Annotated in this window: 28 protein-coding genes; 26 read left to right on the forward strand and 2 right to left on the reverse strand. The window is 41.7% G+C overall.

Annotation, left to right across the window (positions count from 1 at the left end):
• Positions 1-19: 19 nt before the first annotated feature.
• From mnmG to GD002_RS14265, 6 genes are all read left to right on the forward strand, one after another.
• Complete coding sequence (mnmG, locus tag GD002_RS14240; protein WP_153733035.1) at positions 20-1,909, forward strand: tRNA uridine-5-carboxymethylaminomethyl(34) synthesis enzyme MnmG; 1,890 nt, start codon at positions 20-22, stop codon at positions 1,907-1,909.
• A gap of 51 nt (positions 1,910-1,960) precedes the next feature.
• On the forward strand, positions 1,961-2,680 hold the full coding sequence (gene rsmG / locus GD002_RS14245) for a 16S rRNA (guanine(527)-N(7))-methyltransferase RsmG (protein ID WP_153733036.1): 720 nt from the start codon (positions 1,961-1,963) through the stop codon (positions 2,678-2,680).
• A gap of 79 nt (positions 2,681-2,759) precedes the next feature.
• Entirely contained in the window at positions 2,760-3,620 is an 861-nt protein-coding gene (gene noc / locus GD002_RS14250; RefSeq protein WP_153733037.1) for a nucleoid occlusion protein, read from the forward strand.
• Between the two features lie 417 nt (positions 3,621-4,037).
• Positions 4,038-4,799 (forward strand): ParA family protein, encoded by a 762-nt coding sequence (locus GD002_RS14255; protein WP_153733038.1) that lies wholly within the window; start codon positions 4,038-4,040, stop codon positions 4,797-4,799.
• Positions 4,792-5,622, forward strand: a complete 831-nt coding sequence (locus GD002_RS14260; protein WP_153733039.1) for a ParB/RepB/Spo0J family partition protein — start codon at positions 4,792-4,794, stop codon at positions 5,620-5,622. The genes GD002_RS14255 and GD002_RS14260 overlap by 8 nt, the downstream gene beginning before the upstream one ends.
• Before the next feature lie 74 nt (positions 5,623-5,696).
• Positions 5,697-6,401, forward strand: a complete 705-nt coding sequence (locus GD002_RS14265; protein WP_153733040.1) for a DUF554 domain-containing protein — start codon at positions 5,697-5,699, stop codon at positions 6,399-6,401.
• On the opposite strand, the gene yyaC is transcribed toward GD002_RS14265, so the two are convergent.
• Positions 6,312-6,953: a spore protease YyaC gene (yyaC, locus tag GD002_RS14270; protein WP_153733041.1), complete on the reverse strand. Its 642-nt coding sequence runs from the start codon at positions 6,951-6,953 to the stop codon at positions 6,312-6,314. The two genes, GD002_RS14265 and yyaC, sit on opposite strands and share 90 nt — an antisense overlap.
• A 122-nt stretch (positions 6,954-7,075) precedes the next feature.
• On the opposite strand from yyaC, the gene GD002_RS14275 reads away from it, so the two are divergent.
• The 8 genes from GD002_RS14275 (at position 7,076) to GD002_RS14310 (ending at position 14,146) form a co-directional block, all read left to right on the forward strand.
• On the forward strand, positions 7,076-8,032 hold the full coding sequence (locus GD002_RS14275; protein ID WP_153733042.1) for a mechanosensitive ion channel family protein: 957 nt from the start codon (positions 7,076-7,078) through the stop codon (positions 8,030-8,032).
• Complete coding sequence (locus tag GD002_RS14280) at positions 8,013-8,210, forward strand: DUF951 domain-containing protein (protein ID WP_153733043.1); 198 nt, start codon at positions 8,013-8,015, stop codon at positions 8,208-8,210. Before GD002_RS14275 ends, GD002_RS14280 begins: the two co-directional genes overlap by 20 nt.
• A gap of 94 nt (positions 8,211-8,304) precedes the next feature.
• Positions 8,305-9,405: a redox-regulated ATPase YchF gene (gene ychF, locus GD002_RS14285; protein WP_153733044.1), complete on the forward strand. Its 1,101-nt coding sequence runs from the start codon at positions 8,305-8,307 to the stop codon at positions 9,403-9,405.
• 200 nt (positions 9,406-9,605) lie between these two features.
• The gene (locus GD002_RS14290; protein WP_228548391.1) at positions 9,606-10,139 is read left to right on the forward strand and encodes an RNA polymerase sigma factor; all 534 of its coding nucleotides are present in this window, start codon (positions 9,606-9,608) and stop codon (positions 10,137-10,139) included.
• Positions 10,132-10,884 carry a hypothetical protein gene (locus GD002_RS14295; protein ID WP_153733045.1) on the forward strand — a complete coding sequence of 251 codons (753 nt, stop codon included), beginning with the start codon at positions 10,132-10,134 and terminating at the stop codon, positions 10,882-10,884. Before GD002_RS14290 ends, GD002_RS14295 begins: the two co-directional genes overlap by 8 nt.
• Position 10,885: 1 nt before the next feature.
• Positions 10,886-11,764 (forward strand): ABC transporter ATP-binding protein, encoded by an 879-nt coding sequence (locus tag GD002_RS14300; RefSeq protein WP_153733046.1) that lies wholly within the window; start codon positions 10,886-10,888, stop codon positions 11,762-11,764.
• 8 nt (positions 11,765-11,772) lie between these two features.
• Positions 11,773-13,008 carry a hypothetical protein gene (locus GD002_RS14305; protein ID WP_153733047.1) on the forward strand — a complete coding sequence of 412 codons (1,236 nt, stop codon included), beginning with the start codon at positions 11,773-11,775 and terminating at the stop codon, positions 13,006-13,008.
• Positions 13,009-13,018: 10 nt separating this feature from the next.
• Positions 13,019-14,146, forward strand: coding sequence for an ABC transporter permease (locus GD002_RS14310; RefSeq protein ID WP_153733048.1), 1,128 nt, complete (start codon positions 13,019-13,021; stop codon positions 14,144-14,146).
• 66 nt (positions 14,147-14,212) lie between these two features.
• Here the strand turns inward: GD002_RS14310 and GD002_RS14315 are convergent, their stop codons facing one another.
• Positions 14,213-14,755, reverse strand: a complete 543-nt coding sequence (locus tag GD002_RS14315) for a DUF3267 domain-containing protein (RefSeq protein WP_153733049.1) — start codon at positions 14,753-14,755, stop codon at positions 14,213-14,215.
• A gap of 155 nt (positions 14,756-14,910) precedes the next feature.
• Between GD002_RS14315 and rpsF the strand changes: the two genes are divergently transcribed.
• From rpsF to GD002_RS14375, 12 genes are all read left to right on the forward strand, one after another.
• Entirely contained in the window at positions 14,911-15,198 is a 288-nt protein-coding gene (gene rpsF / locus GD002_RS14320) for a 30S ribosomal protein S6 (protein ID WP_153733050.1), read from the forward strand.
• Positions 15,199-15,246: 48 nt separating this feature from the next.
• Positions 15,247-15,759 (forward strand): single-stranded DNA-binding protein, encoded by a 513-nt coding sequence (ssb, locus tag GD002_RS14325; protein ID WP_153733051.1) that lies wholly within the window; start codon positions 15,247-15,249, stop codon positions 15,757-15,759.
• A 45-nt stretch (positions 15,760-15,804) separates the two neighbouring features.
• Complete coding sequence (gene rpsR / locus GD002_RS14330; protein WP_153721538.1) at positions 15,805-16,041, forward strand: 30S ribosomal protein S18; 237 nt, start codon at positions 15,805-15,807, stop codon at positions 16,039-16,041.
• Positions 16,042-16,309: 268 nt separating this feature from the next.
• Positions 16,310-17,248 carry a YybS family protein gene (locus tag GD002_RS14335; RefSeq protein WP_153733052.1) on the forward strand — a complete coding sequence of 313 codons (939 nt, stop codon included), beginning with the start codon at positions 16,310-16,312 and terminating at the stop codon, positions 17,246-17,248.
• A gap of 11 nt (positions 17,249-17,259) precedes the next feature.
• Positions 17,260-19,233, forward strand: coding sequence for a DHH family phosphoesterase (locus GD002_RS14340; protein WP_194841619.1), 1,974 nt, complete (start codon positions 17,260-17,262; stop codon positions 19,231-19,233).
• Positions 19,233-19,679 carry a 50S ribosomal protein L9 gene (gene rplI, locus GD002_RS14345; protein ID WP_153733053.1) on the forward strand — a complete coding sequence of 149 codons (447 nt, stop codon included), beginning with the start codon at positions 19,233-19,235 and terminating at the stop codon, positions 19,677-19,679. The genes GD002_RS14340 and rplI overlap by 1 nt, the downstream gene beginning before the upstream one ends.
• Positions 19,680-19,703: 24 nt before the next feature.
• Complete coding sequence (dnaB, locus tag GD002_RS14350; RefSeq protein WP_408020095.1) at positions 19,704-21,050, forward strand: replicative DNA helicase; 1,347 nt, start codon at positions 19,704-19,706, stop codon at positions 21,048-21,050.
• 325 nt (positions 21,051-21,375) lie between these two features.
• The gene (yycF, locus tag GD002_RS14355; RefSeq protein WP_153733055.1) at positions 21,376-22,086 is read left to right on the forward strand and encodes a response regulator YycF; all 711 of its coding nucleotides are present in this window, start codon (positions 21,376-21,378) and stop codon (positions 22,084-22,086) included.
• Positions 22,087-22,092: 6 nt separating this feature from the next.
• Complete coding sequence (walK, locus tag GD002_RS14360; protein WP_153733056.1) at positions 22,093-23,916, forward strand: cell wall metabolism sensor histidine kinase WalK; 1,824 nt, start codon at positions 22,093-22,095, stop codon at positions 23,914-23,916.
• Positions 23,907-25,235 (forward strand): YycH family regulatory protein, encoded by a 1,329-nt coding sequence (locus GD002_RS14365; RefSeq protein ID WP_153733057.1) that lies wholly within the window; start codon positions 23,907-23,909, stop codon positions 25,233-25,235. Before walK ends, GD002_RS14365 begins: the two co-directional genes overlap by 10 nt.
• On the forward strand, positions 25,222-26,034 hold the full coding sequence (locus tag GD002_RS14370) for a two-component system regulatory protein YycI (protein ID WP_194841620.1): 813 nt from the start codon (positions 25,222-25,224) through the stop codon (positions 26,032-26,034). The genes GD002_RS14365 and GD002_RS14370 overlap by 14 nt, the downstream gene beginning before the upstream one ends.
• An 11-nt stretch (positions 26,035-26,045) precedes the next feature.
• Complete coding sequence (locus GD002_RS14375; protein ID WP_153733059.1) at positions 26,046-26,834, forward strand: MBL fold metallo-hydrolase; 789 nt, start codon at positions 26,046-26,048, stop codon at positions 26,832-26,834.
• The last annotated feature ends 103 nt before the right edge of the window (positions 26,835-26,937 follow it).

Consider the following 26,937-nt stretch of genomic DNA (forward strand, 5'->3'; position numbering starts at 1 on the left):
ATAGGAAGGATGAACGAACATGCCACAATTTGAAGCAGGCACGTTCGATTGTATCGTCATTGGAGCAGGGCATGCGGGTGCAGAAGCCGCGCATGCTGCAGCGAAGATGGGCGCATCGACTTTAGTTTTGACGATGAATTTAGATATGATTGCTTTCATGCCATGTAATCCATCACTTGGAGGTCCTGCAAAAGGGATTGTTGTGAGAGAAATTGACGCACTAGGTGGTGTCATGGCGAAAGTGATTGATAAAACACATATTCAAATGCGTTTACTAAATACAGGAAAAGGTCCGGCAGTCCGCGCATTGCGTGCACAAGCCGACAAAGTATTATATCAGCAAGAAATGAAACGTACGTTGGAAGAACAACCAAATCTGACACTTCGCCAAGCTGTCGTGGAACGTTTGATTGTTGAAGATGACGAAGTAAAGGGTGTAGTCACGCAAATCGGCGCCATTTTCCGCGCAAAAACAGTCATTATCACAACAGGTACCTTTTTACGTGGTGAGATCATTATTGGTGACTTGAAGTATTCAAGTGGTCCGAACAATCAAATGCCATCAATTAAGTTGGCAGATCACTTAAAAGAATTGGGCTTGCAAACAGTTCGATTCAAAACAGGTACACCACCGCGGATCAATAGTAATACAATTGACTATAGTAAAACGGAGATTCAGCCAGGCGATGATGTTCCTCGTTCATTCAGCTATGAAACAACAGAATTCATCATGGATCAACTACCTTGTTGGTTAACGTACACAACACCTGAAACACATGAGATCATCAATGAAAATCTTCATTTGTCTCCGATGTATTCTGGTATGATCAAAGGGAAGGGACCTAGTTATTGCCCATCCATTGAAGATAAAATTGTACGTTTTGCGGACAAGTCACGCCATCAGATTTTCTTAGAACCAGAAGGACGTAACACGCGTGAAGTGTATGTACAGGGATTATCGACAAGTTTACCTGAACATGTGCAACATCGTTTGATCGCGAGTGTACCTGGATTGGAAAAGGCAGAAATGATGCGTGCAGGTTATGCGATTGAATATGATTCTGTTATCGCCACCCAGTTGTGGCCAACATTGGAAACAAAGAAGATAAAGAATCTGTACACAGCTGGCCAAATTAATGGTACTTCTGGATATGAAGAAGCGGCTGCTCAAGGATTGATGGCGGGAATTAATGCTGCATGTAACGTGCTTGGAAAAGAAGAAGTTGTGTTAAGACGAAGTGATGCATATATCGGTGTTCTTGTGGATGACTTGGTTACCAAAGGAACAAGTGAACCTTACCGATTGCTGACATCAAGAGCAGAATATCGTCTATTGCTACGTCATGATAATGCGGATATGCGTTTGACAGAAATCGGCTATCAGAATGGCATGATCAGTGAAGAACGATATCAAAAGTTTATGGCGAAGAAAGCGCAAATTGAAGCGGAAATTAATCATTTGCGGAAAACCTCAGTAAAGCCGACTGAAGAAGTACAAGCGATTATCGAAGACGCGGGAGGCACTGCTTTGCGTGAGCCTATGAAAGCAGCGGATTTATTAAAGCGTCCTGAGATGAAGTACAGTGAACTGCAAAAAGTGGTTCCTCCTCTTGAAGACATTACTGAAGAAGTGGCGGAGCAAGTAGAAATATTTATTAAGTATGAAGGATATATCGAAAAATCCATGCAACAAGTAGAGCGAATGAAGAAAATGGAGAATAAACGGATTCCTGAACATATTGATTATGATGCTATTTCAGGTATTGCCAAAGAAGCCAAGGCGAATCTTAAGGCAGTGCAACCACTATCCATTGCACAGGCATCTCGTATTTCAGGTGTCAATCCCGCAGATATCTCTATCTTACTTGTCTATATTGAGCAAGGGAAAATTGCGAAAGTATCCGGTTGAGTATATGGCTGGCGCTTAGATGCGTCAGTCTTTTTGAAAAGGAATGAGAACATGACGGAAGAACAGTTTTACGAAGCGTTACAACAAAAAGGCATTGAATTGTCCGATGTGCAGAAACAACAATTCAAACGCTATTTTGAAGTGCTCGTAGAGTGGAATGAAAAGATGAATTTAACAGCGATCACGGATGCGCCATCTGTTTATTTAAAGCATTTCTATGATTCAATTACTAGTTCATTCTATGTGGATTTGTCATCTATCCAGTCAATATGCGATGTAGGAGCGGGTGCTGGGTTTCCAAGTATCCCATTAAAGATTTGTTATCCACATCTCCAAGTGACGATTGTAGATTCATTAAACAAGCGAATTACCTTTTTAAATCATTTAGCGAATGAATTGAAATTAGAAAAGGTAGCATTTGTTCATGCAAGGGCGGAAGAATTTGGCCGCGATCCCAAATATCGTGAGCAATTCGATTTGGTCACTGCTCGTGCGGTAGCTCGTTTGTCTGTATTGTCTGAACTATGTTTACCGCTTGCCAAACAAGGAGGGTTCTTTGTCTCCATGAAGGGTGCAGCTGCGTCAGAGGAATTACAAGACGCAACAAGAGCAGTTAAACTATTAGGTGGGGTATTGCAAGAAGAACATGAATTTTTACTGCCTGTAGAAAATAGTGAACGACATATCTTCATAATTAAAAAAGAGAAACAAACACCGAAGAAATATCCACGTAAAGCCGGAGTGCCAAACAAAACGCCTATAACAGGCTGAATGAATAAAATGTTTCACGTGGAACAGAAAAAGAGATAGAATTGTAAAAGGGACTAGTTTCGAAAAGGTGGTGCAGGGGTTGAAAAATACTTTTTCGCGCTTTTTTGGTGGGGGAGAGAAGATGGGTTCGATTGAAGAGGACGTTCATCATCTTGAAAAGGTAGAACAAATTGCGATTGACTCGATCAGACCGAATCAATTTCAGCCGCGGACAATTTTTAGTGAGGAAAAAATTGAAGAACTCGCTAGAACTATCCACACACATGGTGTCATTCAACCAATTGTGATTCGTAAAATGGATGAAGAGCAATATGAAATCATTGCAGGGGAAAGACGATACCGGGCAATGCGTAAATTGGGTTGGACAGAAGTTCCAGCAATTGTTCGCAATCTGAATGATAAAGAAACGGCTTCGATTGCATTGATCGAGAACTTGCAACGAGAAGAACTAACAGCAATTGAAGAAGCATATGCCTATGAAAATCTGTTACAGCTTCATGAATTGACGCAGGAGGCGCTAGCTCAACGATTGGGAAAAGGTCAGTCGACAATTGCAAACAAGATGCGGTTATTGAAGTTGCCCGAAGAAGTCCAGGACGCGATCTTGAGACAAGAAATTTCTGAGCGACATGCACGGGCTCTATTACCATTGAAGGAAGCGACACTTCAAATTGAAGTGATGGAAGAAGCTAAAGCTAATCAATATAATGTGAAGCAACTCGAAAACCGAATCCAAGAAATTCTGCATCCTAGTGAAAAAGCGAAGCCTGCCAAAAAACAAGCACCCCATCGAAAAGCAGTCAGCAAAGATGTGCGAATTGCAGTGAACACACTTAGGCAATCTCTCTCGTTGATGACGAAGAGTGGAATTGAAGTAGAATCAGAAGAAGTGGACTCGGACGAATTCTATACGATTACGGTCAAAATACCTAAAAAGTGACGTTCCAAAACTCTTGCTACCCAACTAGCAAGAGTTTTGTTATATATCAATAGAGTTCGCCCAGTGAAGATGATAAAATAATAGAGACTGTGAATAAATACAGTTGAATATAAGATGTATAAACATCAGACGACTAATACCATACGTTGAACAATTAACATCAACTTCTTCCTAACTCACTTCAGCGCTTACGGATCGATCTCGTGATGAACCTACTGTCTATCGTTTGTAAGGCGCTTACATTATTTGGAGTGTTAATTTGTCCTATATAAAATAACTTTTATTAGAAACTCACTAGTTGATTGGAGTGGAAGCGGCTCACCGCACGCCTCGCGGAAAGCGTCCGCCTGCAACGGAAAACAACGATGCATAACAACTACTAAAATAATTGAACTATGAAAGAAAGCAGGTGCAAGAGTGGGTAAGATTATCGCCATAGCAAATCAAAAAGGGGGAGTCGGTAAAACGACGACTTCTGTAAACTTAAGCGCATGCCTTGCCCATATCGGCAAAAAAGTGCTTTTAATTGACTCCGATCCTCAAGGAAACGCTACAAGCGGAGTCGGCGTTAATAAAGGAGATGTGCAAGACTGCATTTACAGCATGCTTATCGATGATGTACCGGTAACAGACGTCATCCTCCAAACAAACGTTGAAAATCTGGATATTATTCCTGCAACCATTTCACTGGCAGGGGCTGAAATTGAATTGGTCTCCACTATCTCTCGTGAAGTAAGAATGAAGCACGCCATTCAAGACATTAAAGATCAGTATGATTACATCATTATTGATTGTCCACCATCACTTGGGCTACTGACGTTGAATGCATTGACAGCTGCCGATTCGATCATTATCCCTGTGCAGTGTGAATATTACGCATTGGAAGGTCTCAGTCAGCTGCTAAGCACTATTCGGCTCGTCCAAAAACATTTAAACGACAATTTATATATTGATGGCGTATTACTGACGATGTTCGACGCGCGAACTAATTTAGGTATTCAAGTCATTGAAGAAGTAAAGAAGTATTTTCAAGACAAAGTATTCCGTACGATCATTCCGCGAAATGTCAGATTAAGTGAAGCGCCCAGTCATGGGAAGCCAATTATTATGTACGATTCAAGATCAAAAGGTGCAGAAGTCTATTTAGAGCTGGCAAAGGAAGTGGTGCATAATGAGTAAAGGTCTAGGTAAAGGGCTGAACGCATTGTTCCCGGGAGAGTCACTAGAAAAGGTGGAGCTTCTGCGATTGAATAGCATTACAGAAAATCCCTATCAGCCACGTAAAGAATTTGATGATGCGTCTTTATTGGAATTAAGTGAGTCTATTAAAGAACATGGAGTTTTGCAACCAATTATTGTGCGGAAAGTAGGCACACAGTACGAAATCGTTGTAGGGGAAAGAAGATTTCGTGCCTCTAAGTTGGCAGGTAAAAAGGAAGTGCCGGCAGTCGTTAGAGAATTAACGGATGAACAGTCGATGGAAATGGCCATCTTGGAAAATCTACAACGTGAGGATTTGACACCAATCGAAGTGGCAGAGGCTTATCAGAAGTTAATGGAAAATCTAGAATTGACGCAAGAACAATTGGCTTTTCGACTTGGCAAGAGCAGACCACATATCGCCAACCATGTTCGATTGCTGGCATTACCCGAAAAAGTTCGCAAAGATATTTCTCAAGGGAACTTGACGATGGGGCATGGCCGAACGTTATTAGGCTTACGTAAAAAAGAACAAATCTTATTAATTGCTGAAAAGACAAAAAAAGAGCACCTAAATGTTCGACAACTAGAAAAATTAGTACAACAATTGAATGAAGATGTTCCACGTGAAACAAAAAAGGAAAAGAAAAAAGATCTATTCATTACCGCACAAGAGACTACACTACGTGAGCAATTCGGCACGAATGTAACAATTAAAAAGACGAAAAACAAAGGGAAAATCGAAATTGAATTTTTCTCTGATGAAGATTTTGAACGAATTCTTGAAATTTTGAATGACTAATGATGAAAAACATACCTATTTTGCAGAATAAGCAAAATAGGTATTATTCTTAAAGAAGACATGGAAGTGACTGCATGATACTATTTGGTTCATTGTTTAATGTCTTGATGATAGTGGGAGGTACATTGATTGGTCGTTTTTTACACGGCATACCTGACCGTATGAAAGAGACGATCATGTATGGGATTGGACTTGCAGTCGTAGCAATCGGTTTACAGATGACGTTCCAAACCACACAAATCGTCATTGTCATTATTAGTATTGTAATAGGTGCAATCATTGGCGAATGGATCGATTTGGATCAAAAGATAAACCGGCTCGGCCAGTGGTTAGAAGGGAAGCTGCCAGTTAGAAAGGAAGGGCCTGGCATTTCCCAAGGATTTGTGACGGGTACACTTATTTTCTGTGTAGGTTCTATGGCAATCATTGGTGCAATTGATAGCGGTCTTCGAAATGATCATAATGTCTTGGTGATGAAAGGGATTTTAGACGGCTTCACTTCAATTATTTTAAGTTCTACATTAGGAATTGGCGTTGCTTTTTCGGCTATTCCTGTCTTTCTTTATCAAGGAAGTATTACGTTCTTGGCTACGTTCATTAGCCGATTTATTCCGGACGATTTGTTACAATTCTTTATTTCAGAAATGACAGCGACCGGTGGGTTAATGATCGCTGCAATTGGCTTGAATTTAATCGGCCTGACGAAGATGCGCGTGGCGAACTTTATCCCAGGAATCGGTATAGTTGCCATAGTTGTCACGATTGTTTATGCTTTTTGAAGATTGTCGATGATGTGCAAGTTGCAAAGCTCGTCCGATCATGCGACTCATTTCAAATGGAAGGTGCAATCGAGTGCTCTGCAAGACGGCCTGTTCCATAAATCCAGCTATGTTGACGATCCCCTTAATTGACACGTCTCCAACTGGCGGTAGTTCCTTGCCGACCGCTTTTCCGGGGGAAATAGGGCCGCTATGAAACAATAGATCCCCGACTGCGTCTCTTTTACTGAGACATGCATCAATAGCGACAGTAAATGCATCAGGATATAAAACCGTTGTTTGTTCGATGCGCTGCTGTAAATTTAATGCATGTAGTGGTTCCCGCAACGTACCGATCACCGGATAGGGGAAGAGACTTAGTTCAGACAAATAAGAGCCAGTCAACGGGCCAAGCGAATCTCCTGTTGAACGATCCGTGCCAATGCAATAAAAGACGATAGGTTTTTGTTGAAAAGGAATATGTTCAGCGAAATAAGAACTTAATTTCCAAATTACGCCGGTTTCTTTATGGGAAACCCGGTAATGATAAGAGGAAGGCTCAGCTATATACATATGGAGACACCAGTCCTTTATGATTTTTATACGCTAGAGAACTTTTGTAAATTAATAAGTACGTATTGCTGTGCAGTATAGCCTGGGCAGTTGAGGTTTATACGAAAGGAGGATTTCTTTCAATGGCAGTGCCAAAAAATCCAGATGTGAAAGAAAACCTGGAAGGTGTAGAAGAAACGATTAAGCAAGTGGTAGAGGAAACAACAAAACAAGCGAATAATACAATATTTGATTCGAATTTTTGGTTCGATACAGGTTTTTTCGCATTGCGAATCGTTCTGATCATAGTCGTGGCAGGTATCTTAGTAAAGGTAGGTCAAGTACTGATCCGGAGATTTTTTGCAATTAAGCTAAAAAGCCCGATGCGAAAATCAGATCGACGTGAGCAAACGATGATTAAGCTTTTGGAAAACACACTGAAATATGTTGTGTACTTTTCTGCGATCCTATCGATTCTGACAGAGTTTGAAATTGACGTGAAAGGGCTTCTAGCTGGTGCCGGTGTTCTTGGTTTAGCAGTTGGTTTCGGAGCACAAAGTTTAGTGAAAGATGTTATTTCGGGATTTTTCATTATCTTCGAGGACCAATTTGGTGTAGGAGATTATGTGCGCATTAATACTGCCGAAGGAACAGTCATGGAAATTGGCCTGCGAACAACGAAGATTGGATTATTTGGAGGCGAAGTGTACACGGTGCCGAATGGTCAAATTAGTGAAGTGATTAATTTTTCTGTGACAAATTCAAAGGCCATACTGGACATTGGGGTGTCATATGAAACAGATATCGATTATGCGGAAAAGTTGATATCGGAGTTTTTGAGGACGCTGCCTAAAGATCGTTATGCGGAAGTGATTGGCATACCGGAAATGCTAGGTGTGCAAAGCATTGACCCCTCTCAAATTGTATTGCGCATTGTGGCAGAAACAGAGCCTGTTGCCAATTTCGGAGTCGGAAGGAAACTACGGCAGGATTTGAAGAAGTTTATGGAACAGAATGGCATTGAACTGCCATATCCAAAAATGGTGTTATATCAAGAAAAGTCGGAGGGGGATTCACGAGATGGCGGAGAAAGAGTTTAATTTACATGACGTGGTGGAGATGAAAAAACCGCATCCTTGTGGCAAGAATGCATGGAAGATTATTCGAATGGGTGCCGATATTCGGATAAAATGTGAGGGCTGCGGACACAGCGTCATGATTCCGCGCAATGAATTTGCCAAGAAGATGAAAAAAGTTCTGCTGAAGAATGAGTCTTGAGAACAAATAGACATTCAGGAGTATTGTCCTTATAATGAAATGGTTGACCAACGAATAATGAAGGTTTTGGATAGATGAGAAAGGTGTGGGAAGAATGGCGTTAACAGCTGGGATTGTAGGTCTTCCGAACGTGGGAAAATCAACACTATTTAATGCAATAACAAAAGCAGGAGCCGAAGCAGCAAACTATCCGTTCTGTACGATCGATCCGAACGTTGGGATCGTTGAAGTGCCGGATGAACGTTTAGATAAACTGACAGAGCTTGTAGTGCCGAAGAAGACAGTACCTACTGCATTCGAGTTTACGGATATTGCGGGAATCGTAGAAGGCGCGAGTAAAGGGGAAGGGCTTGGTAATAAGTTCCTTTCGCATATTCGTGAAGTAGATGCAATTTGTCAGGTCGTCCGCTGTTTCGTGGATGAAAATATTACACACGTAGCCGGCAAAGTAAGCCCGATCGATGATATTGAAATTATTAATCTGGAATTGATTCTGGCTGATATGGAAAGTGTCGATAAGCGATTGGCACGTGTCTCCAAAATGGCGAAACAGAAAGATAAAGCGGCGATGATTGAAGAGCCTGTTTTATTGAAACTAAAAGAAGGCTTTGAAAACGAATTGGCTGCACGTTCTGTTGAACTGACAGATGATGAGTATCAGGTCATCAAAGGCATGCACTTGTTAACAATTAAGCCGATGCTGTATGTGGCGAACGTATCAGAAGATGAAATCGCAGATGCTGACAATAACCCGTATGTACAGCAAGTGCGCGACTTTGCTGAGAAGGACAATGCAGAAGTAATTGTCGTCTGTGCGAAGATTGAAGAAGAGATGGCAGAGCTTGAAGATGATGAGAAAGAAATGTTCCTTGAAGAACTGGGCATTAAAGAATCAGGTCTTGACCAGTTGATCAAAGCGACATATAACCTGCTGGGCCTGGCAACATATTTCACAGCAGGCGTGCAGGAAGTGCGTGCATGGACGTTCATTAAAGGAATGAAAGCCCCTCAGTGTGCGGGCGTCATCCATACTGATTTCGAACGCGGATTCATCCGTGCAGAAACGGTGGCGTATGATGATTTAGTCGAGAACGGTTCGATGGCGGCAGCAAAAGAAGCCGGCAAAGTCCGTTTGGAAGGTAAAGAATATATCGTTAAAGACGGCGACGTAATGCTGTTCCGTTTTAACGTGTAATTGCAAAGTTGAAAAGCTGTTTCCTCTTTATAATGAGGAAGCAGTTTTTTTGCGTCCAATAGGTATTTACACGGCAATAGAAAAATAAATTTACCAAAAATGCAAACTTTTTTCGGATAGTTTACGAATATATGTAAGAGAACAAAAGTGAATGAATGAAGCAAGTAGGTGGCGTCTGAATGGATTAAGAGAAAAAGTGGATTAAACAGCTTCAAAAAAATACAAAAGCATCTGCAGCGAATGATCTTGTAGCAAAATACTATAAAGAAATCTATGCGTTTAGTTATAAGCAGACGCTGGATGTCGAGTTGTCTCTTGATTTGACACAGGATATTTTTATGGGCGCGCTCCAGTCCATTCATCAATACAATGATAAAAAAGCATCGTTTCGAACGTGGTTGTATAAGATTGCATCGAATCGTCTGGTAGATTATTACCGGTCGAAAAGTTATCGGTATGCACAGCTCGCACAGCCGATGGAGGATGACCAATTCGAAGATGAATATGATATGACACTTTCTTTGGAATATAAAGAGGACTATGCGCGTGCGGCTGCATACATAAACAAACTGGATGCCCGTTCTCAGCAAGTCGTCCGTCTCAAATTATTTGGAGAATACACACTGCAGGAAATAGCAGAAATAGAAGTCCTTCCGCTGTCGACAGTAAAAACCAGATATTATTCGGCACTACGGTGGATTCGGTCAAAAATGGAGGCGAATCATCTTGAATAAAGAAAACTTTCAGGTGCCCGAGTTGGATGAACATTTAGTCCAATCACAGATAAAACAAATTGTGGAACAAAGTGTTGCCGCCAAACCCACATTTTCTCGTCAGATGAATACTATGTACTCACAAATCAGCATGCGGCAGATATTTGCAGATCGAAAGGAATTAAGTTTCATTTTCTTAATTGGAGTATTGCTGTTTGGCTGGTTGTTTTTCATTCAGCAACACTTAGAGAGTGAGGCAGTCTATACAGGACTGTTTCTCATATCACCTGTTTTATTTCTTGGGTTTTCCTTATATAGCTATTGGACAAGAGTGGAACAGGATACGTACGAAGTCGAAATGGCTTGTAAGTTTAACGTTTATCAACTTATGGCATTTAGGATGCTGGCCTTTAGTGTGCTGTCCATCTTGGTCAATAGTTTCTTCATAGCTTTAGTTGCACAAGTTCATCCGAATATTCATTTCATTCGGGCATTGATGATTTCCTTAACTTCATTGTTTATTTTCTCGAATCTGTTTTTATGGACTTTGATGAAGCGACACTCGCTTGTAACTACTGCAGCTATGGTGTTTGGTTGGATCTTTTCGAATCTTCTGCTCCACTATGGCATGGGCTCATTATACGGTGAGCTGCTTGTGCAAATCCCTATAGTTATCTATGTGCTTGTTTTGCTTGGCAGTTTGTATGTATATGGCGGCCTGCTGAAAAAATATTTTGATTTACGACAAATGAAAGGAGCTGTTTAACGTGTTAGTGGTAAAAGAAGTTTCAAAACAATATGGAGATTTTACTGCCTTGCGAGATATACAGTTGGAATTTGAAACAGGACTCTATGGCTTGCTGGCTCCGAATGGTGCAGGGAAAACAACGCTCATTAAAATGCTGGCGACTTTACTATATCCAACAAAAGGAGAAGTTCTCTATAACGGCAACAATATTATTGATATGGACAGCTGTTATCGGGAGCTGCTCGGCTACTTACCACAGCATTTTGGCTATTATAAGAACTATTCGCCTAAGCAGTATTTACTTTATTTATCCGCCTTGAAGGGAATAAGCAAAAAAGAAGCATTACCTAAAATTATAGAACTGCTTGATAAGGTAGCACTTGGCGATGTCATGAATAAAAAGATGAAAAAATTTTCGGGCGGAATGGTGCAGAGGGTTGGTATTGCACAGGCTTTGCTCAATGATCCGAAGATCTTGATTTTGGATGAACCGACTGCCGGCCTTGATCCAAAAGAGAGAGCACGGTTTCGAAATTTGCTGACCGATCTGGCTCGTTCGCGGCTTGTCATAGTTTCCACCCATATTGTATCGGATATTGAATCCATTGCAAATGAAATTATCATGATTAAAAACCAGCAGATTCTTTACAAAGATTCGGTAGAAACTATTTGTGGAACATTGGATGGAGCGGTTTTTGAAACATCAATGGAATTCGAACAGTTGGAATCCTTCCGTCAAAATTATGTATTGCTTTCTGAAAAGCAGGAATACGGAAAAATGATTGTCCGGTTTATCCATAAAGAAACTCCACTCGTTGATTGGCTGCCTGTACAGCCGCAGTTGGAAGATGTCTTTCTGTATGAATACCGGGATGAAACGAACGGAACAGGGCAATGAGGATTTTATTGTATGAGTGCAGGAAAGTAATACAATCGCCAATTTTCTTAGGACTGTTTCTCCTGTTTTCTGTTTATAACATTTATCTGATCGTCAGTTCATCAGATCATAAAGAAGAGTTGAAAATAGTCAACGAACTGATTGATACATATGGACGTGATATTTCAGACACTTCGCTTGCACAGTTGGATCAGGATATTCAGAAGGAAATGACCCAGTTGAAACGCAGTGCAGGACTGGAATTCCAAAGCGTACATGAACTCTTAGAAAATATGTCGTTAGAAGAACAAGAAGCATATAGCCAGGAACAATGGAATCAAATTCAGCAGCTTGCAGTAAAAGAAATGTATTTCAATACAGCCCGTTCAATAGATGAGAGCTATGCAGAGATTGATATTCAGGCAACAGGAGAAGGAGAAGTGAGAATGTACGGGCTCAGCGGCTCGGCAGCGTTCTATCTTTTGCAGGAATACGAGAAACTGGATAAACGTTTTGAAGAGCTAGTGAAAAATGGAGAGCAGAAGCAATGGTTTTTTGCAGGCAAAGCCTACTTCATGCATAGCTTCCTTTTTCAAACGGTTTTCAGGCATATCATCATTGAATCGTTGCTACTGATTGTCTTAGCAACAGCTTTAATTACCGCATATGAATTTGAACAAAAAACACAGCTGCTTATATTTTCCACGAAGCGTGGAAGGAAGTTGATGAAAGATAAATTTTCTGCTTCCATAGCCATTGCACTTTTTACCATGATTTTCTTACTCGGCATCACCTTAGGTACCTTTTTCATCGTATTTGATTATTCACATGTATGGTCAACTTCAATTAGCAGTGCATTCAACTGGGAATATAATTTTCCTTATATTGCTTGGTGGGATATATCGGTTGGAACATTTTTATGGCTGGCGGCCGGCATTGTCTTGGCGGGGGGGCTGCTCATTTCTTGTTTGACATTCGCGTTGGCTACCGTAGTGAAAAATAGTTACATCGCCTTTGCAGGAATCTCTCTCTTTTTTGTGGCTGTTTTGCTATTGCCGAGTTTTATGTCCAAATCGTCTATTCTGTTTTTCATTACAGGCTATAATCTGTCTCAATTATTGCTCGGGATCTCTAACTCGTTCATGGGAGGCGGTCTGACTGGTTCTCGAAATTACGAATGGCTGACAGTCAGCTGCTGGACGCTGATTGCTGCAGGAATTTGCTTCGTAGCATATAGAAGATTTACCAAAACGGATATAGGGTAGGTGATAGGTGATGCGAATGATTTGGAATGAAATGAAGAAAATTTTAACGTGGAGAATGCTGACGTTTTTGCTTCTTGTCAATGCTGTTTTGTACTTTTTATTAATAAGTTTTGACATTGAATATTTTCCGAATGGCAGACCAGCACTTGACGGATACCGTCTCGGCATAGAAATGATAGAAGAATATGGTGTGCAGATGGATGAAGAGGAGATGCTCGATTTCCGCCGGCAGTTTGAGTCACGGAAAGAGGAAGCAAATGAGTACTTGCAAGCACACCCTGAGTTTGCAGAGGCCGGCATAGATGATTATGAGGAATTGGTAACTTCCGTCTGGGACAATGAAGAACGACAAAATTTACACAGTCAAATCATGCATGAACAGCAAATAGATTTGTTTTGGGAACTGCAGGAGAGGTCACGGCTCATCGACTTTCACGACACGAAAGAAATGATAGGGTTTGAGCCAAATACTTTGCAACAAACTCGTTTTGACGAACTGCTCAATGAAGGAAAGTATCAAGCGTATCCAGAAGTAGTCATCCAAAATTTTAAAGAGTTTATCGTTAATGTGGGAATCACGATTTTATTCAGCGTCGTACTTCTCATTTCACCATTCATCTTAAAAGATCGCACAAGGCGGCTGCTCGATCTGCAATACACGTCGAAAATCGGCAGAAGCCTGTATAAAACAAAATTGATAGCTGGTATTCTTTCCGCAGGTCTGGTCATCACGGTGCTGCTGGCTTTCTATTTCAGCTTATACGCACAAAATGGCACTTCACCATATTTTGGTTTAGGAGTGAATGCATTCATTGCGAACCTGACTTGGTATGATCCGACTTTTTTACAGTATATTTGGCTGTGCATCCTGGCGATTTACGTCATCGGATTAATTTTTACGATGCTGGCAATGTCTGTTTCCAGTGTTGTACCCAATTTCGTCACATTGATAGGTATTCAAATTCCATTGATATTTGTGATGCTTCTAATGGGATTCAATATATTGTTGAGCCACATTATTTCTGTGCAATCTCCACAATGGCTTGTTCCTGGTCTGTATGGCTTGTTGGGAATTGTGAGCGTCGGACTTCTGATTTATTTGATGAGGCGAGAAAACTTCAGAGATATTTCGGAGTGAACCAAGAAATTACTGTTATGTATAGATGAAAAGCTGTTTCCTCTTTGAATGGGGAAACAGCTCTTTTCATTCCACGGGATAAATATAAAGCTTCGGCAGTTCAGGATCGTCTTTCACCATTGCATCATCCGGAAACTTCTTCAGTTCTTTATACATTGCAAAATCACCGGCAGCTCCGCCGATCAGTAAGGCTCCAAGCGTCAGCAAGACACCGTCACCGATGTAAAGTGCAATGACAGCCGGCAATACGCCCGTCATCCAAAACGGCAGCAGCAGGGCTTTTCGAATGCCTTTATTGTCCATCAGCTGATCTGCTGTGGCATAGGCAATTCCCATCTTTAGATTTACGCCATAGTCCATGTTCTTCCAGGGTACATTGCAAAAAATGCGAAAACCGAGCAGATGAAAAAACTCATGTACCACGATTAAAATAAGATAACCAATAAATCCATAGAGCAAATACCAAAATGAAAATGTAAGATGCAGTCCGCCGTCCAGCAAAAATCGGATCAGGAAGAGAACCAAAAGCGGAAGGACAGTCAGCCAGATGCTTTCCTTCGCTACTTTCTGTAAATCTAATTCCACAATGACAGGTTGTTGTTCTTCCAAGTGAAATCACTCCTTAATCCTTTCAGTATAGTATACTAAGGGTTGATATTCCAACTTGGTTATGGTAATATCAACTGATGTGAGTAATAACAAAATTACTTACTCCTTGCCCGCTTGAAAAAGCAGGGCCCAAGTCCATAAGGAGGTGACTACTGATGAGAAAGTACGAGATTATGTACATCATTCGCCCAACACTTGAAGATGAAGCGAAAAAAGCGTTGATTGAACGTTTTGATAGTATCCTTACTTCAAACGGAGCGGAAATCATCGAGTCGAAAGAGTGGGGCAAGCGTCGTCTTGCATACGAAATCGACGACTTACGTGAAGGTTACTACCAATTAGTAACTGCAAACGCTGGTTCTGAAGCAATCGATGAATTTACACGTCTTGCGAACATCAACGAAGGTATTCTTCGTCATATGACTGTTCGTGTGGATGCGTAAGCTGATATAAAAATATTCTATTCTATGATGAGGGAGGTTTGATTCTGAATGATAAACCGTGTCGTTTTAGTTGGTCGATTAACGAAAGATCCTGAGCTGAAATATACACAGAGTGGTATCGCCGTGACTCGTTTCACACTGGCAGTGAACCGTGCGTTCTCTAACCAGCAAGGAGAACGGGAAGCAGATTTTATCAGCTGTGTAGCTTGGCGTAAACAGGCTGAGAATATCGCGAATTACTTACGAAAAGGAAGTCTTGCCGGAGTAGATGGCCGTATACAGACGGGCAGCTTTGAAGGACAAGATGGTAAGCGTGTTTACACGACAGAAGTTATTGCGGACAGTACACAATTCTTGGAACCGCGTGGAGCCAATCAAGAACGGCAGCCTGCACCTTCTTATGGTGGAGCGCCTTCTTATAATAATGCACCATCGCATGACCAAGGGTACAACCAGCAATCCTACCAACCGAGTCAGCAAAATATGACGCGTGTCGATAATGATCCATTCCAGCCAGGTGGCGGTCCGATTGAAGTAACGGATGACGATTTGCCATTCTAAAAGAACGGTTCACATGCACGCATACAGGAAAGGAGGACAACACCTATGGCACCACGTCGTGGAGGTCGCAAACGCCGTAAAGTTTGCTATTTCACTTCTAACAACATTACACACATCGACTATAAAGATGTAGATTTGTTGAAGAAGTTTATCTCTGAGCGAGGAAAAATGTTGCCTCGTCGAGTTACAGGTACAAGCGCTAAATACCAACGTAAATTGACGATCGCAATCAAACGTGCACGTATTATGGCACTTCTTCCGTTCGTTGCAGAAGAGCGGTAATATACAACCATCATTGACTGAATTAATCAGTCAATGATGGTTTTTTATTTTTTACAATCAAGAGTAATGATGACGTAGCAAGTACTTTTCATCCCAGTTAACTGGAAGGTTGTGCTGTCTCTACTTTTGTTTTCAGGACAAATCATGATACAATTAGAAGGATGATTGTATCCTAATCATAGGAGAGACAAGTAGGACTCTGTCCACTTATGTAAGTGTAGCTTTGCTATGACAGAAGAAGTTGCGAATGAATTGAGGCGTAAAGGATATGCAAGATCAAGCAAGGAGAATTACGTATGGCGCGATGATGGTAGCGCTGTTCGCTATTTTATTAGCGTTCACAATGTACGTGCCATTACTTGGCGTATTGACGTTGCTGTTTATACCGCTACCCATAACGTTGTATCGTTTGCGTTATGATCGGCTTTCTACATTACTAGTAGCCGCATGTACATGGCTCATTACGTTACTAATCGGTGGGTTGCTTTCTATACCGTCCGCCATCGTGTTGAGCATGGTGGGATTTGTGATAGGAGACACTGTTCGGACAAGCAAGTCAAAGCTATATGTATTTATGGCAACCGGATTGACGCTACTCGTGTCTTTGAGTGTAATGTACCTAGGTACCGTTTGGTTTTTTAAGATCAACCCGATTGATCAGTTACTGCAACAGTTTCAGGCTGTTCAGGAAGAAGCGTTGACCATTCTGACAGGGATGGGGAATACGACAAGAGACGTAGAACGGCTAGTGGCGGAGTCATTTACATATTACCAAACCATCGTCCCCTCACTATTTATCTTATCGGTTTTTATAGCGGCTTATTTGTTTGTTATGCCGATTTTGGCAATTGCCGAGCGTTTGCGTTTTGAGGTACCGAAATTTGCTTCTTTTGTAACTATGCGTTTACCGTTTATGACGCTTGTAGTCTATGTGGGATTATTGCTTTTTTCCATCTTCTCACAAACGGAACAAGGAACTACGTTATATCTGATGGAAGCGAATGCCATTCTCATCTTTAGATTCTTATTCTTCTTACAAGGTTTGGCGTTGATTTACTTTGCATTACAAACGATGAAATTGCCGAGAATTGTTAATGTACTTGCTACAATGCTCGCATTATTTCTAAGCCCGTTTACCGTATTGCTAGGTAGTTTAGATGTCGCCATTAACATTCGTGCTTGGATAGGTAAAGACAAGAGAGGGTAGGAGATGAAACGTTGAATTTATTTTATAAAAAACGAGCAGTCCGTATTCCGCTGGCACTCTTGTCTCTCCTTGGAGCAGTGGGTGCCGTGTTGCTAATGCTTTACCAATTTTGGATCGGATTATTTTTCGCTCTAAGTTTTGCACTGGCACTTGGCATGGCTTGGAGGATAGAAAATGAAAGTTATCAAGAAACAGAAAAATATATTGAAACCTTATCGTACCGAATGAAAAAAGTCGGAGAAGAAGCGTTATTAGAACTTCCCATTGGGATAATCTTGCTGAATGACAAGCATCAGATCGAGTGGGTGAATCCGTTTGTTTCGTCCATTTTTCCCGAAGATTCATGGGTGGGAAGCGATCTATATGAAATGAATGAAGGATTTCGCCAAATCACAAAAGAAGATCATGAGCAGGAAGTGATCGTGCTAAATGGCCGTTCATACAGGGTGTACTATAAACCCGAGGAGAAGTTACTCTATTTATTTGACGTAACAGAACGGATAAAAATTCAATCACTTTATTATGCTGATCGAACGACCATCGGGATCATCTTGGTAGATAATTACGATGAATTGTCGCAAACAATGGATGATCAGACACGGAGTCAGATGAACTCTCTAGTTACTTCGCTAGTAAACGAATGGGCAGAAGATAACGGTATTTTCGTTAAGAGGATTTCATCTGACCGGTTTTTGGCGGTGTTCAATGAGGGAACATTGGAGAAGTTAGAGAAGACGAAATTTGCGTTGTTGGATACAATCCGCGAGAATACATCGAAGCATACGTCACCACTAACATTGAGTATTGGCGTCGGAACAGGCACCACGTCACTGACAGAGTTGGGCGAGCTGGCTCAATCCAGTTTGGATCTGGTTCTCGGACGGGGCGGCGACCAAGTGGCAATCAAGCACCAGGACGGGAAGTTGAAATTTTATGGTGGTAAGACGAATCCTGTGGAAAAACGAACGAGGGTCCGAGCACGCGTTATCTCCCATGCATTGCGTGATTTGATTCAAGGTAGTGACCGTGTATTTGTAATGGGTCATAAAATGCCGGATATGGACGCTATTGGTGCATCCATTGGGGTGCGAAAAATGGCACGCATGAATAATGTGGAAGGCTATGTTGTCGTAAATTTTGATGAGTTGGATGCGAGTGTCAATCGGTTGATGGATGAAATTGAAAAAGACGAAGAACTTTTCGACCATCTGCTGATGCCTGATGAAGCATTAGAATTGATGACTGAGCGTTCATTGGTTGTAATCGTAGATACACATAAGCCGAGTATGGTCATTGATGAACGCATTTTGGAGAAAGCGGAAAAGGTTGTATTGATCGATCATCATCGCCGGGGAGAGGAATTCATCAATAACTCGATGCTCGTCTATATGGAGCCGTATGCGTCTTCTACGGCTGAATTGGTCACAGAGTTACTGGAATACCAGCCAAAGAATGAAAAACTATCGATGCTGGAATCGACTGCAATGCTCGCGGGTATTGTCGTAGATACGAAAAGTTTCACGTTACGGACCGGTGCGCGGACGTTTGAGGCAGCTTCCTATTTACGGACCAATGGAGCAGATACCGTTATGGTGCAACGTTTGCTGAAAGAAGATATTACAACGTATATTGAACGCTCGAAATTGATTGAGACGGTAGAGTTCGTTGGTGATGGTGATATCGCAATTGCCAAAGGAGTTGACGGGGTAATTCATAGTTCAGTACTCATTGCACAGACAGCTGACATTTTGCTCACGATGCAAGGTATTTCTGCTTCATTTGTAGTGGCCCAGCGTGATGATGGGAAAGTTGGAATTAGTGCCAGGTCATTAGGTGATTTGAATGTCCAAGTCGTCATGGAAGATTTGGGTGGTGGCGGTCACTTGACGAACGCAGCTTGCCAGTTGAAAGTAGAGACGGTGGAAGAAGCAGTAGAAATGTTAAAGAATACAGTAGATCAATACGTTGAGAGGGGAAATGAATGATGAAAGTGATTTTTTTGCAGGATGTTAAAGGAAAAGGTAAAAAAGGTGAAGTAAAGGAAGTTTCAACGGGTTATGCACAAAACTTTTTGCTGAAAAATAAGATGGCAGTAGAGGCTACAGCAAGCAGTCTCAGTCAACTTGAAGGTCAAAAGAATCGCGAAAAGAAAGATGCGGCAGCTGAATTAGCAGAAGCGAAGAAGCTGAAAGAAACGATTGATGATTTGACTGTTGAACTAAAGGCCAAGTCTGGTGAAGGTGGCCGTCTATTCGGTTCCATCACATCAAAACAAATCGGACAAGCATTGGAAAAGCAATTCAAAATCAAAGTGGACCGCCGAAAAATGGAATTGCCAGACGCGATCCGTGCACTTGGCTTTACGAATGTACCAATTAAATTACACCCTGATGTAACAGCAACTCTAAAAGTGCATGTTACAGAAGAATGATAAGGAGATACTAGCTTGAACCAGATGATCGAGCGTACTCCTCCCCATAACAATGAAGCCGAACAGTCGGTCATCGGAGCCATATTTTTAGAACCGCAAGCACTGATTACCGCATCAGAGATATTATTGCCAGATGACTTTTACCGAATCGCTCATAAGAAGATCTTTGAGACGATGCTCGTTCTAAGCGATAAAGGACAACCAATCGACCTGGTCACGATCACAGAAGAGTTGAAGGTGAAAAACGAGCTTGAAGATGTCGGGGGCATCTCCTATTTGACGGAGCTTGCCAATGCTGTACCAACTGCTGCCAATATCGTACATTATGCCAATATCGTGGAAGAGAAGTCTTTATTGCGTCGACTTATCCGCGTAGCAACCGGCATTGTTGAAGATGGCTATACACGAGAAGATGAAGTGGAAGCTCTTCTAGGTGAAGCTGAGAAAAAGATGATGGAAGTATCGAATCGGAAAAATGCCGGTGACTTCCGTCATATCAAAGATGTCTTAGTAGAGACGTACGATAACATCGAATTGTTGCATACTCGTAAAGGTGAAGTGACAGGTATACCGACTGGTTTCCGTGATTTGGATAAGATTACGGCAGGCTTTCAGCGTAATGATTTGATCATCGTGGCGGCCCGTCCTTCTGTCGGTAAGACGGCATTTGCCTTGAATGTTGCACAAAACGTCGCTACGAAGACGGATGAAAATGTTGCGATATTTAGTCTAGAGATGGGTGCTGAGCAGCTTGTCATGCGGATGCTCTGTGCGGAAGGCAATATCGATGCACAAGTTCTCCGGACAGGTAATTTGGAAGCGGATGACTGGCGTAAGCTAACGATGGCAATGGGCTCCTTGTCCAATGCAGGAATTTTTATTGACGACAGTCCAGGGATCCGCATTAATGAAATCCGATCCAAATGTAGGCGTCTACAGCAGGAGCACGGACTTGGAATGATCATGATCGACTATCTACAGCTCATCATGGGAAGCGGGCGTGGCAGTGATAACCGTCAGCAAGAAGTTTCTGAGATTTCCCGTTCATTGAAAGCCTTGGCACGTGAATTGAAGATCCCAGTGATCGCCCTCTCCCAGTTATCGCGGGGAGTAGAACAGCGGCAAGATAAGCGACCGATGATGTCTGACTTGCGGGAATCAGGAAGTATTGAGCAGGATGCCGATATTGTGTCGTTCCTGTATCGTGAAGATTATTATGACAAAGAAACGGAAATGCAGAACATGATTGAAATCATCATTGCTAAACAACGTAACGGTCCGACCGGCACGGTGACATTGGCATTTGCGAAGGAATACAATAAGTTTCTGAATATCGACTGGAGCCAGCATGAAGCACCTCCATCCTATTAACATAACAACACTTCTTTTCTCTCTTCATGTAGAAAAGGAAGTGTTGTTTTTTCTCTAACGTTCGAATGTATATTACCCGGGAAATAACAACAAGTGGTAACTACTTGAAAAAAGTGCGATTTGGATGTAATCATGATAGAGTTAAAGGATATGGAAAGAAATATTATCTGAATCAGATAAAGCCTCTGGTGGGTGTCTTGGATTTTGAAAGAAGTTACATGTACAAGCACTTTCAAAATCCAGAGGCAATCACACTGAAGCGTGTTTGATAGCTAGCTAGCTGTCTATAAAACTGATCGCCAATGAGGCGGGAAAGGAATGGACTATGCAAAATAAAACCATCTTCATAGTAGACGATGAAAAACCTATCGCAGATATCATAGAATTTAATTTGAAAAAGGAGGGTTTTACGGTCTTTTGCGCGTACGATGGAGAAGATGCCATTAACCGTGTAGAAGAGATTCAACCGGATCTCATGCTGCTCGATATCATGTTGCCGAAACGAGATGGTATGGAAGTTTGTCGTGAAGTTCGAAAAAAATATGATTTTCCAATTATTATGTTGACAGCTAAGGATTCAGAAATTGATAAAGTACTCGGACTGGAACTTGGCGCGGATGACTATGTCACCAAACCATTTGGTACCCGTGAATTAATCGCACGAGTAAAAGCAAATTTACGACGCCATGCGAAGACGTTGGCAGAGGATCAAGAAGAAGCAACCAATGATATTACGGTTGGTCAGCTGGTGATTCAACCGGATGCCTATTTCGTACAGAAACGTGGCGAAACAATAGAGCTGACACACCGAGAGTTTGAGTTGCTGTATTACTTGGCAAAACATATTGGGCAAGTGATGACACGTGAACATTTATTGCAAACGGTTTGGGGCTACGATTATTTTGGCGATGTTCGGACTGTCGATGTGACCATTCGTCGTTTGCGTGAAAAAATCGAAGATACGCCAAGTCATCCTAGTTGGATTGTGACAAGACGAGGCGTAGGCTACTACTTGCGCGATCCGGAACAGGAGTAAACCACTATGCAGAAAGTAGGTTTCTTCCGGTCCATTCATGTCAAGTTTGTCTTGATCTATGTTTTGCTTATTCTCGTAGCGATGCAGATTATCGGGTTGTATTTTGCTCGTGGGCTAGAAGAAACGTTAAAAGAGAATTTTACGAACTCGATTGTAGACCGGATGAATTTGGTGGAGTTCAATGTGCGGGAAGAAATTACGAAAAAGCGTAAAGATAGTGATCCCACACTCGAACAAAGCTTGAAAAACGTCCTCATCGAGTTTACCTCAGATGATATTAAGGAAATACGGGTCATTAACTCAAAGTACCGCATTCTTGCAACGTCTTCATTTGAAAACCAAATGCGGGTTGGACAGCATTCTACCAATGATAGTGTTCGGAAATCGATCACTTCCGAGACAATTAAGGATGTGATCATACTTGATCGTCAAACTCGCTTACGTGTACTTTCGGTAGCACAGCCCATATTTAACGGTAATGAAATTATCGGGTCACTATACGTAGAAGCCAATATTGAAACAGTATTTCAGCAAATTGAAGAAATTAACCGGATATTAGCTGGTGGTGCAGCCGTTTCACTGATCATCACCATTATCGTCGGGATTTTTATTGCGCGTACGTTCACCCGTCCGATTTCCGATATGCGGCGTCAGGCTCAAGCGATGGCGAATGGAAACTTCATGCGGAAAGTTAAAGTGTATGGGACCGATGAGCTGGGACAGTTGGCGATTGCGTTTAATCATTTGACCAATCAATTGCAAGAATCGCACTCGACGACCGAAAGTGAGAGGCGGAAGCTAGCATCTGTCCTAGAGAATATGACTGATGGTGTCATCGCAACGGATCGTAAAGGACGTGTCAGCCTCATCAATGACTCGGCATTACAGATGCTTGGAGTTACTACAGATTTAGTAATTAATCGACCGATTTCTAGCATTCTTGGGATTGAATCGGAATACACCTTTGAAGAGTTGATTCAGCTACGAGAATCCATTGCACTGGATTTCAGTACGGAAGAGCAATCGTATATTTTGCGTGCGACCATCTCTGTCACACAGCGTGAAACAGGTTTTGTCAATGGTTTGATCGTCGTGTTACATGATAATACCGAGCAAGAAAAGATCGATATGGAACGCCGTGAATTCGTCTCCAACGTATCGCATGAATTACGTACGCCATTAACTACCATGCGTAGCTATTTGGATGCATTGGCGGAAGGTGCATGGAGAAGTGAAGAGATCGCGCCGAATTTTTTGCGCGTGACGCAAGGTGAAACGGAGCGGATGATTCGTCTTGTCAACGACCTGTTGAAGCTATCACGCATGGATAGTAAGGAATACGAGTTAAATACGGAATGGGTAGAATTCAACCGATTCTTTAATGCGGTCATTGAGCGTTTTGAGTTTTCGAAATCAAAAAATGTTCACTTTACACGCAATTTATACGGAAGTAGTTTATTCGTTGAAATTGATACGGATAAACTGACACAAGTGCTTGATAATATCATTTCCAATGCATTGAAATACTCACCTGATGGTGGAGAAGTGCGCTTTGGGGTGACCGTTTCAGGTGATTACATCAAAGTGATGATCTCAGACGACGGAATGGGGATACCCAAGGCAAATGTCCATCGCATTTTCGACCGTTTCTATCGAGCGGATAAAGCGCGTTCTCGTGCACTTGGTGGAACAGGTCTCGGTCTTGCCATCGCAAAAGAAATGATTACTGCTCATAAAGGAGAGATTTGGGCACAAAGTGAGGAAGGAAAAGGGACCACCATTTTCTTCACGCTACCATTTGAACAACAAGAGGATGGTGAGTGGGATTGAAATATATCGAAACAATCAAATCCATTGTACTGCTGTTGCTTGTTCTCATGAGTGTCATGTTCACTTTTACGATTTGGACATTCTCGCCGAACTATGAACCAATGGAACAAATGCAAACCGTTGATATTTCGATAGCAGAGAAGAAGACTATTGATGAGATTATTAAACCTTATAAAATAATTACAAACTTGAAAGATCAAGTGCTTGGCTCTATGGAATCAAGAAAGATCAATACAATTCTTTCTGAAATGAGTACATGGCAACTGAAGGATCTACAGCTCGTGAATCAGGACATGTCAAAGTTTGACGTTGCAAAGGTATTGCGGCAGCCAAGTCAGATGACACTTTACTTCCCTGGAGAAGTTCCCATACTTGTGTATGATAATGTATTAATGATTGAGGATAACAATATTCCAGAAGCTACATTTAATCGGCTCATTATCGACTGGAGCCAATCCACTCAATTGCCGACCGTCCATTTTTTAAGTGAGACGAGCGGTGTGCATTATCAAGCACAAATTAATCTACCGAATAAATCTAGCTTCTTGCGTAATGTTGTGGATGTAGGTCAGTCGTTTGCCGAATTTGCGGAAATTGATCGGGGTAATGCACCATTCTTGACTGTATCTAAACATCCAATTACGATCCCGCGCCATACGTACTATCAGGAAGAAGTGAATCCACTTCGATTTCGAGATGCATTATTCAGTGATCCGAATGCAGTCCGCCGCAGTCAAGTCGATTCCAATGAAGAAGAATATGGAGACGACCATGCATTCATGAAAGTTCTAACAAAGACCAAGATGCTAAAATATACGATGCCCGCTGCGGAAAGTCAGGAAATTGCGATTCCTTCAGAGTTACTTGTAAACACAATTGATTTCATTAATGAGCATGGTGGCTGGACAGATGAATTTCGTTATTCTTATATGAATCCCATTTCTCGCCACGTGGAGTTTCAGCTGTATGTCGACGGATTACCCGTCTATAGTGAGCAGAGCGGAACGAATGAAATCATGCAGAAATGGGGAGATTCGCGAGTTTACCAATACTTTAGACCATATTACACGCTGGATGTGAATGTCGAAACGGTGGATGTAGAACTTCCGTCAGGCGTGGAAGTGGCAGAAGCATTGAGAGATTCCGATGACTTGGATTTCGATCTGATCGATGAAATCACCCCTGGTTATTTTCTGATTCATGATGACAATCAAAGATTACTCATCTTGCAACCTTGTTGGTATTACCTCATCAAAGATAATTGGTTCCGCTTCATGCCAGAGGGACCATCAGGAGGTGATGAGATTGGATTGGAATAGAACCAAAACGATCTTTATCATTGTCTTTTCTATATTAAATATTTTCCTGTATTTTTTGTATTTGGACCGACAAATGGGGGTCGGGAATATGCAGGTCCTCGGAAAGAGTTCGGTGGAAGAAACACTGCAACTAGAAAATATTACGTATAATCCAATTCCTTTCATCAAAAAAGAGGTCTCCTATTTATCGGCCCATATTGCTACCTTTTCGGAAGATAAATTGAAGGAATTAAATGACCAGTCGTTTGTTTTAATCGAAAAGTCGCGTTTGCTTTCCTATCTGAAAAAATCTGTCTCGATTAAGGATGAAAAAAACGATTATGATTTTTCCGGTTTCCTAGAGAAGTATGTTCTGGAAGGTGATAGTTACGTATTATGGGATATTGATGAAGAAGATCAACGCGCGGTGTTTTTCCAACGCGTAAAAAACGAGACTATTTTTTACAGCCCCAATGCCATGTTAGTCGTTCACTGGGATGACGATGAAGAAATCACGCATTATGAACAGAGAATGCTTGACGACTTTGTTAGCTTTAATCATAAAAAGGACTTGCTGTCACCAGATGATGCAGTTGGGTCACTCGTTACACGAGGATATTTAAAACCAGACTCCACCGTCATACAGGTTAAGTCAGGATATTCCACCCTTGTCCAATTAACAGAAACTCAAGTATTTGCACCAACGTGGAACATTCAGGTAAAATTGAAAGATGGAACAATCGAAAACTACTTCATCAATGCAATTGAAGGGAAAGTAATTGAGTTCCAGCCTGATCTATTAGAAGAACAGACAGAATAGGAGTTTTCCACATGCGTTTTAGCATTTTGGCGAGCGGCAGTACAGGCAACTCGCTATATATAGAGACGGACGAGCATGCTTTTCTTGTGGATGCCGGAATGAGCGGCAAGAAGATTGAAGGCTTGCTCGGATCGATCAATCGCTCCATGAAACAAATTGATGCTATTTTCGTCACACATGAACATAGCGATCATATTAAAGGAATCGGTGTTCTCGCACGGAAATACAAAACACCTATCTATGCCAATGCAAAGACGTGGCAAGCAATGGATGGGCTTGTTGGAGAGATTCCACTAGATCAGCGATTTCATTTTGACATGGAGACAGTAAAAACATTTGGAACACTTGATATACAATCATTTGCAGTTTCACATGATGCGGCAGATCCAATGTTTTTTACATTCAATGAAGCAGATCGCAAGTTAGCTATTATTACAGACACTGGCTATGTCAGCGATCGAATGAAAGGGCATATTCAAGGTGCGGATAGCTTCGTTTTCGAAAGCAACCACGACGTCAGTATGCTACAAATGGGACGATATCCATGGTCCATTAAACGCCGTATTTTAAGCGATGTCGGCCATGTTTCCAATGAAGACGCAGCCGTTGCGATGAGTGAAGTGGTCGCTGAAAAAGATACGCATATTTATTTGGCCCATCTCAGCTTGGATAATAATATGAAGGATTTGGCTCGAATGAGCGTGGCACAGACGCTTGAAAGTTGTGGTATTCGTGCAGGAGAATTTGTTCATTTATGTGATACAGATGCTATAGAATCCACAGAGCTAGTCATGGTCTAAAAAATTGCAAAGAGCCTTGCTAAATTAGTAAGGTTTTTTGCATTGACCTTGATCGATTGGGGTAAAGTAAATGCATAGTGTGTAATTGAGTACATTCTGATTA

The sequence above is a fragment of the Sporosarcina obsidiansis genome (assembly GCF_009651005.1).
Classification (GTDB): Bacteria; Bacillota; Bacilli; order Bacillales_A; family Planococcaceae; genus Sporosarcina; species Sporosarcina obsidiansis.

Bases quoted from the DNA above. Each gene is read 5' to 3' on its own strand.
- GD002_RS14335 (WP_153733052.1), top strand. From the start codon at position 16,310: ATGCAAGATCAAGCAAGGAGAATTACGTATGGCGCGATGATGGTAGCG.
- GD002_RS14275 (WP_153733042.1), top strand. From the start codon at position 7,076: ATGGCAGTGCCAAAAAATCCAGATGTGAAAGAAAACCTGGAAGGTGTA.
- GD002_RS14260 (WP_153733039.1), top strand. From the start codon at position 4,792: ATGAGTAAAGGTCTAGGTAAAGGGCTGAACGCATTGTTCCCGGGAGAG.
- walK (WP_153733056.1), top strand. From the start codon at position 22,093: ATGCAGAAAGTAGGTTTCTTCCGGTCCATTCATGTCAAGTTTGTCTTG.
- rplI (WP_153733053.1), top strand. From the start codon at position 19,233: ATGAAAGTGATTTTTTTGCAGGATGTTAAAGGAAAAGGTAAAAAAGGT.
- GD002_RS14280 (WP_153733043.1), top strand. From the start codon at position 8,013: ATGGCGGAGAAAGAGTTTAATTTACATGACGTGGTGGAGATGAAAAAA.
- GD002_RS14265 (WP_153733040.1), top strand. From the start codon at position 5,697: ATGATACTATTTGGTTCATTGTTTAATGTCTTGATGATAGTGGGAGGT.
- ychF (WP_153733044.1), top strand. From the start codon at position 8,305: ATGGCGTTAACAGCTGGGATTGTAGGTCTTCCGAACGTGGGAAAATCA.
- GD002_RS14375 (WP_153733059.1), top strand. From the start codon at position 26,046: ATGCGTTTTAGCATTTTGGCGAGCGGCAGTACAGGCAACTCGCTATAT.
- rpsF (WP_153733050.1), top strand. From the start codon at position 14,911: ATGAGAAAGTACGAGATTATGTACATCATTCGCCCAACACTTGAAGAT.
- GD002_RS14310 (WP_153733048.1), top strand. From the start codon at position 13,019: ATGCGAATGATTTGGAATGAAATGAAGAAAATTTTAACGTGGAGAATG.
- yycF (WP_153733055.1), top strand. From the start codon at position 21,376: ATGCAAAATAAAACCATCTTCATAGTAGACGATGAAAAACCTATCGCA.
- dnaB (WP_408020095.1), top strand. From the start codon at position 19,704: ATGATCGAGCGTACTCCTCCCCATAACAATGAAGCCGAACAGTCGGTC.
- yyaC (WP_153733041.1), bottom strand. From the start codon at position 6,953: ATGTATATAGCTGAGCCTTCCTCTTATCATTACCGGGTTTCCCATAAA.
- rpsR (WP_153721538.1), top strand. From the start codon at position 15,805: ATGGCACCACGTCGTGGAGGTCGCAAACGCCGTAAAGTTTGCTATTTC.
- ssb (WP_153733051.1), top strand. From the start codon at position 15,247: ATGATAAACCGTGTCGTTTTAGTTGGTCGATTAACGAAAGATCCTGAG.
- mnmG (WP_153733035.1), top strand. From the start codon at position 20: ATGCCACAATTTGAAGCAGGCACGTTCGATTGTATCGTCATTGGAGCA.
- rsmG (WP_153733036.1), top strand. From the start codon at position 1,961: ATGACGGAAGAACAGTTTTACGAAGCGTTACAACAAAAAGGCATTGAA.